Source organism: Cryobacterium sp. (assembly GCF_025463825.1).
GTDB lineage: Bacteria > Actinomycetota > Actinomycetes > Actinomycetales > Microbacteriaceae > Cryobacterium.
The window spans coordinates 1-12,286 of record NZ_JAODBG010000089.1; the positions used below are offsets into that span (position 1 = coordinate 1).

Here is a 12,286-nt window from a genome sequence, read left to right on the forward strand (position 1 = left end):
GGGCTGCTCGGGGCGACCCTGGCCGGCGCCCCCGCCGTGGCGGCGGGGCCGGCCGAAACCACGGCGCCCCCGCTACGCCGGGCTCCGAGCCGACCCAGGTCGTGGCGATGGAGCCGCTGGAGGCCGACGCACTCACCGCCGCCCTCACCATCACCGAGACCGACTGGGGAACCCGGTTCGATTGGTCCTGCGTGTACCTCAACGAACTGTGGAAGGACAACGGGCCCCAGGACTACGACATGGTCATGACCGACCGGTCCGGCGTCTCCACGGTGCTCGCGACCTGGACGGCGACGAGCCCGAGCACCGAGAACCTCGCCGCGTCGACCGACGTGAGCAGGGACCAGATCCGCAGCGTCGAGATCCGGGCGAGCCAGAGCGGCACCCCGCTCGCGCACACGGACCTGTAGCTGGAATGCACCGGCGGGTCAGGCGGTCAGCGGCAGCAGCTCCCGCGCGGCGCACTCCCGTACCGCGGCCGACACCGCGTCCAGCAGCGGTGAGGACAGGTTCCAGCGCTGCCAGTAGAGCGGCACGTCCACCGGATGCTCCGCAGCGAGCTGCACCAGCGTGCCGTCGTTGAGTTCGGCCAGACACTGCTGCTCGGGCAACACGCCCCAGCCCAGCCCCATCAGCACGGCGCGGGCGAAGTCGTTCGAGGCGGGGATCACGTGCCGCGCCGCGGCGCCGGGCCGGGCGCCCTGGGACCGCAGGAAGGCATCCTGCAGGTCGTCGTTGCGGTCGAACGTGACCACGGGCGCCTCGGCCAGCGCGGCGAGGCCGCCGGCCAGGCGACGCCGGACGAAGGCCGGCGTGGCGACGGCACGGTAGCGCATCCGGCCCAGCGGCTCGGTGACGCAGCCCTGGATCGGCTCGCGGCTGGAGGTGACCGCGGCCATGACCGCGCCGGAGCGGAGCAGAGACACGGTGTGCTCCTGGTCCTCCCGGTGCAGGTCGACGGCGAGGTCGAGGTCCTCGGCCACCCCGGCGAGCGCGCCGAGGAACCAGGTGGCCAGGCTGTCCGCGTTCACGGCGAGCGAGATCGGCACGGCCGCACCGGTCGCGCCGCCCTCCTGCAGCGAACGCAGGGTGTCGGCCTCGAGCAGCTCCACCTGCCGGGCGTAGCGCAGCACGACGCTGCCGGCCCCGGTCAGGGCCACGGGCGTGGTGCGCTGCACGAGCACCCGGCCGGCGGACTGCTCCATGGCCTTGACGCGCTGGGAGACAGCGGACGCCGTGATGTGCAGCCGCCGGGCCGCCTTCTCGAAGGTGCCGTCTTCGACCAGGGCGCGCAGGGTGCTGAGCTGGTCGAGCGTGAACCGTTGCATAAGCTCAGCTTACGCATCATCAGAAACCGTAGCTGGACTGCACGCCCGGTGCTGCCTACCGTGGAGGAATGACCCCCGCGACCACCCTCCTGCCCGCCCTGCTCGGGCTTGTGACCGGCCTCTCGCTCATCGTCGCCATCGGCGCCCAGAATGCGTTCGTCCTGCGGGTGGGCATCGAGGGCCGCAACCGGGTCATCGTTCCGGTCGTGGTGATCTGCGCCGTCTCGGACGCGGTACTGATCCTGGCGGGCGTACTCGGAATGGGAGCGCTGGTGACGACGGCGCCGGCGGTCATGGTGGTCGTGCGGATCCTCGGGGCCCTGTTCCTGATCGGCTACGGCCTGTGGGCCGCCCGGCGCGCCGTGCGGCCCGGAGCGCTCGTCCTGCCGGAAGATCCGCAGCCGACACCGTCCGGCATGGCGGCCCCGGCCACGAACGTCACGGGCGGACTCCGCACGCGCACGGGCGCACCCGCGGGAATCGGCGTCGGCACCGGCCTGGCGGTCACCACGGTCCTCGCCCTCACCTGGCTCAACCCGCACGTCTACCTGGACACGGTGGTGTTCCTGGGCGCCGTGGCCTCGCAGCAGGATGCGGCCGAGCGCTGGTGGTGGGCCGGCGGCGCCATGGTGGGCAGCCTGCTCTGGTTCGCCGGCCTCGGTTTCGGTGCCCGGCTGCTGCGCCCGGTCTTCGCCCGCCCCGGGGCCTGGCGGGTGCTTGATGCCGTCATCGCGGTGGTCATGATCGCCCTAGGCCTGCGGCTGGCCTTCGACCTGTAGCGGCGGCGGTCCGCGCGCCCACCGTTATTCCTCGATCAGCGCGGATAACGCCCGGAGAGGCGTAGGTTGTGGCTATGGGGATATGGGGAGTTCAGCGAACCGGCACCACTCGAACCAGCACTCGGATCAGCAGCATGATCGGCACGGTCGCCCTCGCGGTGATCGTCGCCGGATGCGCGGCGACACCGACGGCCGACGCTCCCCCGGCCACCGCCGGCACGAGCAGTCCGACGCCCACGGTCTCGGCCTCCCCGTCTGCCGGCCCGGCCACCTCCGCCTTAGCCACGCCGACGGCCGACCCGGCCGAGTCTCCTGCTCCCGCGGTGGATCCGGCCAGCTGCGACACGGTGTTCGACGCCGCCGAGTACGCCCAGTTCGAAACGGACGGGCTGACGGTGCGCGAGGCATCGCCGAACGCGAACCTGGACACCCTGATGGCCGCCGACGGCATCCGGTGCCTGTGGCGGAAGCCCAACACCGATCTCGAAGCCTGGTACGCGCAGTGGCCGAGCGACCAGGCCACGTGGGAGGCTACCCGCACGGACCTGCTGGGCGCGGGGGCCACGGACTCCGGCGACGCGTTCGGCAGCGTTCTGCAACCGGAATCCAACTCCGCGCTGGCCCACCGCGACGGGATCGTCTACTTCACCAGCCCGCCGCGCCTCCTCGGGTCGGTGCTCGCCCTACGGTGAACCTCTCGCGCCCGCCCCCGCGCGGTACGCTTGCCCCGTGCTCTCCAAGGACCTGATCCGGCTCTATCCCGAGCTCTACCACGTGGCAGCGGATGGGGCATGGCCGTCGATCGAACGGCACGGGCTGCTCAGCATCTCATCGCTCGTGACCCGCTGGGGTGTGCGGCAGGGGGCTCCCCAGGCCGCGATCCTCAGCAAGCGCCGGGGCGAGTCCATCGAGCTGACGCACCCGGTCTACGGCACCGCTCTCATCCGGCACCAGAAGGCCATGCACGAGTCCTCGCTGGCCGCCGCGCTGGACGACCTCTCCCCCGGCGAGTGGTACGCGATGCTCAACGACCGGGTCTTCTTCTTCCTGCAGAAGGCGCGCCTGGACGAGCTGCTCTCGGCCCGCTCCTACCGGGACGACGCCCACACCGTGATCACCGTGGATACCCGCAGCCTGGTGGCCGCGCACGAGGACGACATCGAGCTCACGACCGTGAACACCGGCTTCGCCCAGCGGTTCAGCGCCGAGCAGCGCGGGCGGGACAGCTTCACGTCCATCGAGGAGTTCAGGCATCCGACCCGCGCGCACGCCTCGACCAAGGTGGTGGATGTGGCCGAGCTCGCGGTGTACCGCGGCGTGCGGGACATCGCCAAGCACGTCAAGCGCGTCGAACGGGTGCGCGACGGCACGGTCCTCGAGCGCTTCGTCTGACCCGCCCCGCCACAACTGTTGCCCGTGCGGACAATTGCACCCGGCGCACCAGGCGCAATTGTCCGGTTCGGCAACAGTTAGAGGGCGGGAGCCGGCGTCGCCTCGAGGCCGTTGCGGCGGGCGACCTCGCCGAGCCAGCTGGCGCTGGGCTTGGGGGTGCGGGCGAAGGTCTGCTTGTCCCAGCCGATCAGGCCGAAGGTGGGCGCGAAGCCGGAGGCCCACTCGTAATTGTCCAGCGCCGACCAGTGCAAGTAGCCGAGCAGGGTGATGCCGTCGTCGATGCAGGCGTGCAGCCCCTCGAGGGCGCCCTGGGTGTAGGCGATGCGACGAGTGTCGTCCGCGGTGGCGATGCCGTTCTCGGTGACCATCACGGGTACGTGGTCGGTTAGCTCCCAGGCGGCGCGCACGCCGATGCCGGCGGCCGGCGGGAAGAACTCCCAGCCGGTCAGGGTCGTCTCCACGCCCTCGGCGACGGGCCGGGGGCCCTCCGCCCCGATGAAGGTACGCGTGTAGGCCTGCACACCGATGAAGTCGTCCCCCTTCACGTTCTCCAGGTACCAGTCCTCCCGGGGGTAGGCGTATTCGGCGAGCTTCTCGTCTGCGCCCTCTTCGTCCACGGCCACGAAGGCCTGGGTCGCGATGGTCCAGCCGGTCTTCAGGCCGGTCACCTGGCTGAGGACCTCGCGGGAGCGCTGGTGCGCGAGGAACAGCGCATCCGCCACCTGCAGGTCGGGGTCGGGCAGGCCGTGCGCCACCAGGTTGGCGGCGTCCTCCCCGCCGGCCAGCATGGCAGCGATATTGGGCTCGTTGATGGTGCAGACGTAGTTCACGCCCTCGGCCACGACGGGCAGGGCGAGTTCGGTGTACCGGGCGAACAGGTCGGCGGCATCGTTGGCACGCCAGAAGCCATCGTTCTCGAACCAGCGCGGCACCGTGAAGTGCATCAGCGTCACGATCGGCTCGATGCCGAACTCATGGCAGGTGTCGACCATGCGGCGGTAGTGGTCGACCGCCGAGCGCGAGGTGAAGCCGCGCTCGGGCTCGATGCGGGCCCACTCGATGCTGAACCGGTAGGAGTCCAGGCCCAGGTCGGCGAGCAGCTTGATGTCCTCGCGGTAGCGGTGGAAACTGTCGGCGGCGTCCCCGGAGGGTTCGACCATGGTGGTGCCTGGGGCGTGTTCCTTGGGCCACCAGTTGCTGTTAACGTTGTTGCCCTCGATCTGGTGGGCGGCCGTTGCGGCGCCCCACAGGAAGCCGTTCGGGAAAGTGAGCATGGAGGATCTCCTTGGGGGTTGCGGTCGTGCGGGTGCAGAACGTGGGTGGGAACCGGGGCGCTATCCCGTGGTGGCCCAGAAATCGTTGAGCATCGCGGCCGTGAAGCCGGGATTGTCGAGGTTGGGCAGGTGTCCCGCCTGCGGGATCACCCGGTACCGGGCGCCGAGTTGCTCGGCCATTCGGCGCTGGGCGGCAATCGGCCAGGCGTCGTCGGTGTCGCCGTGCGCCACCAGGGTGGGCACCCCGGTCGCGCGCACCCGGGCGGAGGTGTCGGCGGCGGTCTGCAGGATCAACGCACAGCCCAGGTAGTTGTCCACCGAGGAGGCGCTGAACCGGTCGCGGGTGAATTCGTCCTCCGGCGTGAGTGTGGTGCCGGCGGGGTGGTCGAGCGCCCAGAGGGCCAGCGTGCCGTGTTCGGCGACCAGCAGGGCGTCGGCCTCATGCGAGCGGGGCCGGCCGCCCGGGCCGGAGCAGAGCAGAGTGAGGTCGGCGAACAGGGCCGGGCCGCGAAGCAGCGCCGCCCGGGCGACGAGGCCGCCGAGGCTGTGGCCCACCAGGTGCACCGGGTCGCCGCCGCCGATGGCGCGGGCGACGTCCACGGCATCCGCGGCGAAGTTGTCGAGGCGATAGTTCTCCACCCCCGCCGGGGCGGCCGAGTCGGCCTGGCCGCGCTGGCTGTAGCTCACGACCTCCCAGCCGTGGGCCGCGATGAGCGGCAAGAGCAGCCGGAAGTCTTCCTTCGAGCCGGTGAACCCGGGCACCAGCAGGGCCACACCGCGGCGCTGCCCGACCGGTGACACCCGGAACGCCGTGAGCGGACCGGCCCCGGTCTGGACGGTGAAGTGCTCGAGCTCGGGGGCCAGGGCGAGCCGGCCGAACGGCGCGGTCACGCCACGTCCTTGCGCGGGTTGGGGATCGCGTCGAGCAGCCGGATGGTGTAGTCGTCCTGCGGATTGCGCAGCACATCGGCGGTGTTGCCCCGCTCGACGACGGCGCCGCCGTTGAGCACCATGATGTTGTCGGTGACCACCCGGGCGGAGAGCAGGTCGTGGGTGATGTAGAGCAGGCTCACGCCCCACTGTTCGCGCAGGTCTTCGAGCAGGGCGAGCACTCCGGCGCGCAGTGACACGTCGAGCATCGAGACCGGTTCGTCGGCGATGATCACCTGCGGGTCGCTGGCCAGTGCCCGGGCGATGACCACCCGCTGGCGCTGACCGCCGGAGAGCTGGTGCGGCAGCTTGGCCGCGAATTCCTCCACCGGGTTCAGGCCCACGATGTCGAGCAGCTCGAGCACCCGGCGGCGGGCCTCGGTGCCGTGCAGGCCGGTGAAGTTGATCACCGGCCGGGTGAGCGCGTACTCCACGGTGTGCAGCGGGTTGAGGGCGGAGTATGGATCCTGGAAGACCATCTGCACGTCGCGGTGCAGCCGGCGGAAGTGCCGGCGGTTCAGCGTGCCCACGTCGAGGTCACCGAAGCGGATGCGGCCGCTGGTGGGCTTCTCCACCGCCGTGATGAGCTTGGCAATGGTGGACTTGCCACTGCCGGAGGCGCCGACCAGGGCCAGCGCCGAGCCGGGTTCGAGGGTGAACGACACGTCGTCGACGGCGCGCACCGGGGCTTCCCCCCGGCGCGGCGCCGGGTAGACCTTCGACACGTTCTGAACGATCATGCTGGGCTGGTCGGTGCGCCGGGTGCGCGGCGACACCGTCGGCGCATGGGTGGCCCCGTCGGCGCGGGCCGCGCCGTTCGCCGTCCGCTGCTGCCGGTCGGCGAAACCGGGCAGTTCCACCACCTCGGCTCGGGGATCGGCGTAGTGCGAGAGCAGCATCCGGGTGTACGGGGCCTGCGGGTTCTCCAGGATCTGCCGGGCCGGCGCATCCTCGACGATGCGGCCCTCGTGCATGACCATGACGCGCTGGGCCGATTCGAGCACGATGCCCAGGTCGTGGCTGATCAGGATCGCGGTGAAGTTCTCCCGCTTCTGCAGCTCGATGATGGTGTTCATCACGGCGTGCTGCACCAGCACGTCCAGCGCCGTGGTGGGTTCGTCGAAGACCATCAGCTCGGGTTCGAGGGACAGCGCCAGGGCGATCGACACCCGCTGGCGCATGCCGCCGGAGAGCTCGCCGGGGAACCGGTCGAGCACCTGCGGGGTGAGCTCGACCTTGCAGATCAGTTCGGTGGCCCGCGCGGCCCACTGGGAGCGTTCGACGTGCCCGTGGGCGCGGAAGATGTCGACGAAGTGGTTGCGGATGCTGCGCACCGGGTTCAGCGCGTTCATGCCGGACTGCAGCACCATGGCGATGCCGCCGTGGCGCTGTTCGCGCAGCTGCTCAGCGTCGAGGCTGGCGATGTCCGTGCCGCCGAAGAGGATGCGGCCCTTCTCGATGTGGGCGGGCGGCTTGCTCAGGCCGGTCAGTGCGAAGCCGAGGGTGGACTTGCCCGAGCCGGACTCCCCGACCAGGCCGACGAACTCGCCGTGGGCCAGCCGGAAGGAGACGTTCTGCACGGCACGGGTGGCGGTCTGGCCGTAGCCGTAGTGCACCGAGAGGTCGTGCACCTCGAGCAGGGTCGAGTTCGCAGCCGGCGCGGGGGTGGTGGGTGCAGGAGTCATCGTTTTGTTCCTTCCCGGAGACGGGGATTGCTGATGCCGTCGACGCCGAAGTTGATCAGGGTGAGGGAGGTGGCCAGCAACGCGATGCAGAGGCCGGGGGCGAACAGCAGCGCCCACTGGCCGGTGAGCAGGGCGTTGGAGTTCTGCGCCCAGAAGAGCATCGTGCCCCAGCTCACCACCGTGGAGTCGCCGAGCCCGAGGAACTCCAGGCCGGCTTCGGCGAGGATGGCCGCGGTGGCCGCGCCGAAGAAGTTGCCGACGATGAGCGAGGTCATATTGGGCAGGATCACGCGGAACACGATGCGGAATGGGCGTTCGCCGCTGAAGACGGCGGCGGTGATGAAGTCCCGGGAGCGCAGGGATTGGGTTTGGCTGCGCAGCACCCGGGCGCCCCACGCCCAGCCGGTCACGACGACGACCACGATGATCATCCCGATGCCACCGCCGGAGAGGTAGGCCGCGATCACGATCATCAGCGGCAGGCCGGGGATGACGAGGAACAGGTTGACGATGAAGTTGATCACGTCGGCGCCGAACCCGCGCACGTATCCCCAGCTCAGCCCGATCAGCACGGCGATGACCGTGGAGAGCAGTCCGGCGACGAGGCCGACGAAGATGCTGATTCGGGCGCCGTAGAGCAGCTGGCTGAGCACGTCCTCGCCGGCGGCGGTGGTGCCCAGCCAGTGGGCGGCGCTGGCGTCGGCGCTGCGGTCGAAGCCGGTCTCGCTGGCACCGTACGGCGCGATCAGCGGGGCGAAGATGGCCAGCAGCACGAAGACGGCCAGCATAGTGAGACCGATGCGGGACTTGCCGTTGCTCCAGACCGTGGAGGCGACGCGGGCGACGACCTTCCAGGCGGAGGGCGCCTCGCCGGCCGGGCTGAGGGGCGCGCGGATGGCAGCGGTGGTGGGGGGCAGTGAGGTGGTCATCGTCGGGTCCTCGGGTCCAGCACGCCGTACAAAATGTCGACGAGGAAGTTGGCGATGAGCACGCTCACGGTGATCATCAGGAAGAGTGCCTGCATCAACGGGTAGTCCTGGTTGACGACGGCGTTGAAGAGCAGATAGCCGATGCCCGGGTAGCCGAAGACCTGCTCCACCAGGATCGACCCGCCCACGACACCGCCGAGGGCCAGGCCGAAGGAGGTGAGGTTGGGCAGGATGGCATTGCGCGCGGCATAGCGGAGGGCGATGGTGCGGGGCTTGAGCCCGTTCGCCTCCGCGAAGGTCACGTAGTCGTCACCGAGGGTGGAGATCATGGTGTTGCGCATTCCCAGGATCCAGCCGCCGAGCGAGGTGATCAGGATCGTGAGGGCCGGCAGGACCCCGTGGTAGAGCGCGTCACCGAGGAACTCGACCGAGAAGTTCGGTGTCGCGGTCGGGCCGTAGGCGCCGGAGGTGGGGAACAGCCGCAGCACGTACCCGGCGAAGAAGAGCAGCAGCAGCGCGGTCCAGAAGTACGGGAAGGCGCTCAAGAACGAGCCCACCAGGGTGGGCACACTGTCGAGCCAGGTGCCGCGCTTCCATGCCGCGAGCACCCCGAGCAGGGTGCCCAGGACGAACGCGATCACGGTGACCAGGCCCACCAGCACCAGTGTGTACGGCAGCGCGGCCGAGACGAGCTCGCCCACGCTCTGCGGGTAGAAGGTGTACGAGATACCGAAGTCCAGCGTCACCACCTGGTGCAGGTACGCGACGTACTGCGAGGCGATGTTGCCGGTGGGCACGCCGAGCTGGGCCTCGATGGCCGCCTTGGTGGCCTCGGAGACCGGGCCGTTCTGGGCCAGCTTGGACAGCGCGGCATCGGCCGGCGTGCCGGGCATCAGCCGCGGCAGCAGGAAGTTGACCGTGACGGCCGCCCAGAGGGTGAGGGCGAACAGGCCGAGCTTGCGGCCCAGGTAGCCGAGGGCTTTCAGCGCCGGGCTGGGCGTGCGGGCGGCATCCGTGGGGCTCGTGCCCGCCGGAGCGACGCCGTCGACGCCGCGCGGCGCCGCTTGGGTGCTAGTCATCATTGACCTTCTTCAGGGAGGTGAGTACGAGGAGTGGAGTGGATTCGTAGGTCTTCGGCGAGGCATACGGGTCGTCCGCGCTCGGCCAGCCGGTGAACTTGGCGTCGCTGAACAGGCCCCAGGAGCCGCCGTAGTACAGGCTGATCGACGGGATCTGGTCGTAGACGACCTCCTGCAGATGGTCGGCCAGGTCGGCCTGCACGGCCGGGTCCAGCGCCACCTTGAACTCCGCCAGGAGCTTGTCGACGGCCGGGTCGCTGAAGCGCTCGAAGTTGTTGCTGGCCTCTTCACCGACCGGCTTGACCCATTCGCTGGAGAGCAGGTTGTTGAAGTCGCGGAAGGTGTTGCCGGTTCCGCCGGTGGCGCCCATGGCGAAGTCGTACTCGCCGTTGCGGAGCGCCAGCGTGTAGGCCGCGGGCTGCGGCGATTCGACCTTCACGTCCACGCCGACGGCGCCCCACTGCTTCTGCACCTCCTGCACGCCCTTGAGCCAGTCGTTGTACCCGGCGGCGGTGGTGATGGTGAGGCTGAGCTGGGCACCGGATGCGTCCACCAGCTTGCCGCCCTGCTGGGTGTACCCCGCGGCGGCGAAGTAGTCCAGCGCCTTGGCGGTGTTCTGGCTGATCAGGCCGGAATCAGGAATGTCCGGGTTGAGCACGTCTTCCTGGTTGGGCAGCAGGATGTTCGTCTGTCCGGCCGGGTCCATGTACCCCTCGGCCGCAGCGTCGCCGACGGCGGCCCGGTCCAGGGCGGTGGAGAGGCCCAGGCGCACGTTCACGTCGTTGTACGGCGCCTTGGTGAGGTTGGGGAACAGGGCGATGGTGCCGCCCGGCGGGAACCAGTAGGTGTTCTGGTTGCCGGCACCCACCCAGGCGCCCTCGACGTCGCTGATGAAGGAGTAGGCCCAGTCGTAGCCCTTGGTGGCCACGTCGAGCTGGGTGTTGGTGGCCGGCAGGATCAGGTGCTCGGCGGCCACCGTGTCGGCCTGCCAGTAGTCCTGGTTCTTGTCGACGGTGTACTGCTGCGGCGCGAAGTTGCCGAGCGTGTACGGGCCGGTGCCCACCGGGTCGGGATTCCGCCAGGTGGTGGGGTCCTCTACGTCGGCCCAGATATGTTCGGGCACGATCAGGGTGGTGGAGGCGATGAGCTGCGCGGCGGGTACGTCGGGTGCGCTCAGGTGCACCGTGACGGTGTCGTCCCCCGTCTCGAAGGTGTCGATGTAGCTCCAGATGCCCTGCAGGTCCAGCGACGGATTGTCCTTGAGTAGCTGGAAGGTGAAGCCGACATCCTCGGCGGTGAAGTCCTCGCCGTCGGACCAGGTCACGCCCTGGCGGATGTCGAAGAGGATCGTGGACGGGTCCGGCTGGGTGTAGCCGGTGGCCAGCCACGGGTGTTCCTGGGCGTTGAGGTTGTCGAGCACGATGAGGGGCTCGTACATGTAGAACGCAGCGACCCGCTTGTTGATCATGAACGGGTTGAAGTTCTTCTCGAACAGCGGCGACCCGTTGTCGGCCGCGACGAGCATGGTGTCGTCGGGGATGGACGGGTCCGGCGCGCTTTGGATCTGAATGCTGCAGGCCGCGAGGGTGGAGGCGGCGACGGCAAGCGCCAGGGCGGCCCGGATGCGGGCCAGCGGCCGGGACCGAAGCGGGGAGCGGGGGCGAGATCGAGTGGGTTGCATCATTACTACCGGGTTTCCTCAGTCGTCGTTGAACTGATCGCGTGGGGAACGCGTGATCTGTTTGTCGAGTGTATGCGCATACATCCACTCCGCGCAAGCGGCCCTGCGCTTTGCCTGGCGCGGACCGCATTCTCAGACGCGCGGGCAGCTCTCCCGCAGCACGACCTCGACGGGCAGGGTGAACGCCTGGGGGCTGAGATTCGGGTCGTCGAGCCTGGCCGTGATGGCGTGCACGGCGGCGCGGCCCAGTTCCACCATGGGCTGATGCACCGTGGTCAGCCGCGGCCGGGAGTGCCGGCCGGCGGCGATGCCGTCGAAGCCGGTGACCAGTACATCTTCGGGGACCCGGATGCCGCGCTGCTCGAGCACGTCGAGCACGCCGAGGGCGGTCTCGTCGTTGGAGCACAGAATGCCCCGCGGGCGTCGTTCGGCCAGGAGGCGAGTGGCGGTGGTCCGGCCGCCCTCCCGGGTGAAGTCACTGCGGAGAATGCGCACGCTGCTCGCGGCGAGTCCGGAGTCCGCGAGCGCGTCGCGGAACCCGGCGAGCCGTTCGGCATCGTCCGGAGAGTCGGTTGGGCCGGCGATGTACACGACGTCGTGGACGCCGTGGTCCTGCAGCACGTAGTTGGCCAGGGTGCGCATGCCCGGCCCGTTGCTGGCGCTGACATGGTCGAACGCGTCAACGCGCTGGGCGCCGGCGAGGATCACCACCGGGATGCGCCGGGCGACGTACGCGAGGAGCTCGTCGGGCACGGTGCGGGCCAGCACCGCCAGCCCGTCCACCCGGCCGGCGATGTCGGTGACCATGGCCTCCCGCGTCGACCCCCGGCCCGCGGCGACCATCAGGGCGAAACCGCGGCGCCAGGCCTCGATCTCGGCGCCGCGCAGCACCTCGTCGAAGTAGAGATTCTCGCCCTCGGCAGCTCCGGCGGGATCGTCGTCGACGATCGGCACGATGTCACCGCGGGCCGCATCGACGGGCTGGTCCGGCACGGTTTCGTCGTGACCGGGAAAGAACAGGCCGATCACGTTGGTGCGGCGGGCGGCCAGGCCCCTGGCCGCCGCGCTGGGCACGTAGCCGAGCTCGGCCACGGCCGCGAGCACCCGCTGCCTGGTGTGCTCGCGCACCGCCGCCGGGGAGCGCAGCACCCGGGAGACGGTGGCAATCGAGACGCCCGAGCGCTCGGCGACGTCATAGACGGTGGGTGC

General features: G+C 70.0%; 12 protein-coding genes and 1 pseudogene. 4 read left to right on the forward strand and 9 right to left on the reverse strand.

Annotation, left to right across the window (positions count from 1 at the left end; all coding sequences use genetic code 11):
• Positions 1-410 (forward strand): annotated as a pseudogene (locus tag JWP54_RS10925) (hypothetical protein); the annotation flags it as partial.
• A gap of 18 nt (positions 411-428) precedes the next feature.
• Here the strand turns inward: JWP54_RS10925 and JWP54_RS10930 are convergent.
• On the reverse strand, positions 429-1,328 hold the full coding sequence (locus JWP54_RS10930; protein WP_297371729.1) for a LysR family transcriptional regulator ArgP: 900 nt from the start codon (positions 1,326-1,328) through the stop codon (positions 429-431).
• Positions 1,329-1,396: 68 nt separating this feature from the next.
• Between JWP54_RS10930 and JWP54_RS10935 the strand changes: the two genes are divergently transcribed.
• A complete protein-coding gene (locus JWP54_RS10935) occupies positions 1,397-2,107 on the forward strand; it encodes a LysE/ArgO family amino acid transporter (protein ID WP_297371731.1) in 711 nt (236 codons plus the stop codon).
• A 91-nt stretch (positions 2,108-2,198) separates the two neighbouring features.
• Here JWP54_RS10935 and JWP54_RS10940 read toward each other — a convergent pair whose 3' ends face one another.
• A complete protein-coding gene (locus JWP54_RS10940) occupies positions 2,199-2,393 on the reverse strand; it encodes a hypothetical protein (protein WP_297371733.1) in 195 nt (64 codons plus the stop codon).
• 37 nt (positions 2,394-2,430) lie between these two features.
• On the opposite strand from JWP54_RS10940, the gene JWP54_RS10945 reads away from it, so the two are divergent.
• Positions 2,431-2,799 (forward strand): hypothetical protein, encoded by a 369-nt coding sequence (locus JWP54_RS10945; RefSeq protein WP_297371736.1) that lies wholly within the window; start codon positions 2,431-2,433, stop codon positions 2,797-2,799.
• Between the two features lie 37 nt (positions 2,800-2,836).
• On the forward strand, positions 2,837-3,499 hold the full coding sequence (locus JWP54_RS10950; RefSeq protein ID WP_297371739.1) for a hypothetical protein: 663 nt from the start codon (positions 2,837-2,839) through the stop codon (positions 3,497-3,499).
• 77 nt (positions 3,500-3,576) lie between these two features.
• Here JWP54_RS10950 and JWP54_RS10955 read toward each other — a convergent pair whose 3' ends face one another.
• From JWP54_RS10955 to JWP54_RS10985, 7 genes are all read right to left on the reverse strand, one after another.
• Positions 3,577-4,773, reverse strand: a complete 1,197-nt coding sequence (locus JWP54_RS10955; RefSeq protein WP_297371742.1) for a glycoside hydrolase family 1 protein — start codon at positions 4,771-4,773, stop codon at positions 3,577-3,579.
• A 60-nt stretch (positions 4,774-4,833) separates the two neighbouring features.
• The gene (locus JWP54_RS10960) at positions 4,834-5,664 is read right to left on the reverse strand and encodes an alpha/beta fold hydrolase (protein WP_297371744.1); all 831 of its coding nucleotides are present in this window, start codon (positions 5,662-5,664) and stop codon (positions 4,834-4,836) included.
• The gene (locus JWP54_RS10965) at positions 5,661-7,388 is read right to left on the reverse strand and encodes an ABC transporter ATP-binding protein (RefSeq protein WP_297371747.1); all 1,728 of its coding nucleotides are present in this window, start codon (positions 7,386-7,388) and stop codon (positions 5,661-5,663) included. The genes JWP54_RS10960 and JWP54_RS10965 overlap by 4 nt, the downstream gene beginning before the upstream one ends.
• Entirely contained in the window at positions 7,385-8,317 is a 933-nt protein-coding gene (locus JWP54_RS10970; protein ID WP_297371750.1) for an ABC transporter permease, read from the reverse strand. The genes JWP54_RS10965 and JWP54_RS10970 overlap by 4 nt, the downstream gene beginning before the upstream one ends.
• Entirely contained in the window at positions 8,314-9,396 is a 1,083-nt protein-coding gene (locus JWP54_RS10975; RefSeq protein ID WP_297371753.1) for an ABC transporter permease, read from the reverse strand. The genes JWP54_RS10970 and JWP54_RS10975 overlap by 4 nt, the downstream gene beginning before the upstream one ends.
• Positions 9,389-11,080 carry an ABC transporter substrate-binding protein gene (locus JWP54_RS10980; RefSeq protein WP_297371755.1) on the reverse strand — a complete coding sequence of 564 codons (1,692 nt, stop codon included), beginning with the start codon at positions 11,078-11,080 and terminating at the stop codon, positions 9,389-9,391. The genes JWP54_RS10975 and JWP54_RS10980 overlap by 8 nt, the downstream gene beginning before the upstream one ends.
• A gap of 129 nt (positions 11,081-11,209) precedes the next feature.
• A partial coding sequence (locus JWP54_RS10985; RefSeq protein WP_297371758.1) for a LacI family DNA-binding transcriptional regulator occupies positions 11,210-12,286 on the reverse strand: 1,077 nt, incomplete at its 5' end.

Excerpts from the sequence above, each read along its gene's own strand:
- JWP54_RS10975 (WP_297371753.1), bottom strand. The coding sequence starts at position 9,396 with ATGACTAGCACCCAAGCGGCGCCGCGCGGCGTCGACGGCGTCGCTCCG.
- JWP54_RS10930 (WP_297371729.1), bottom strand. The coding sequence starts at position 1,328 with ATGCAACGGTTCACGCTCGACCAGCTCAGCACCCTGCGCGCCCTGGTC.
- JWP54_RS10955 (WP_297371742.1), bottom strand. The coding sequence starts at position 4,773 with ATGCTCACTTTCCCGAACGGCTTCCTGTGGGGCGCCGCAACGGCCGCC.
- JWP54_RS10965 (WP_297371747.1), bottom strand. The coding sequence starts at position 7,388 with ATGACTCCTGCACCCACCACCCCCGCGCCGGCTGCGAACTCGACCCTG.
- JWP54_RS10935 (WP_297371731.1), top strand. The coding sequence starts at position 1,397 with ATGACCCCCGCGACCACCCTCCTGCCCGCCCTGCTCGGGCTTGTGACC.
- JWP54_RS10980 (WP_297371755.1), bottom strand. The coding sequence starts at position 11,080 with ATGATGCAACCCACTCGATCTCGCCCCCGCTCCCCGCTTCGGTCCCGG.
- JWP54_RS10970 (WP_297371750.1), bottom strand. The coding sequence starts at position 8,317 with ATGACCACCTCACTGCCCCCCACCACCGCTGCCATCCGCGCGCCCCTC.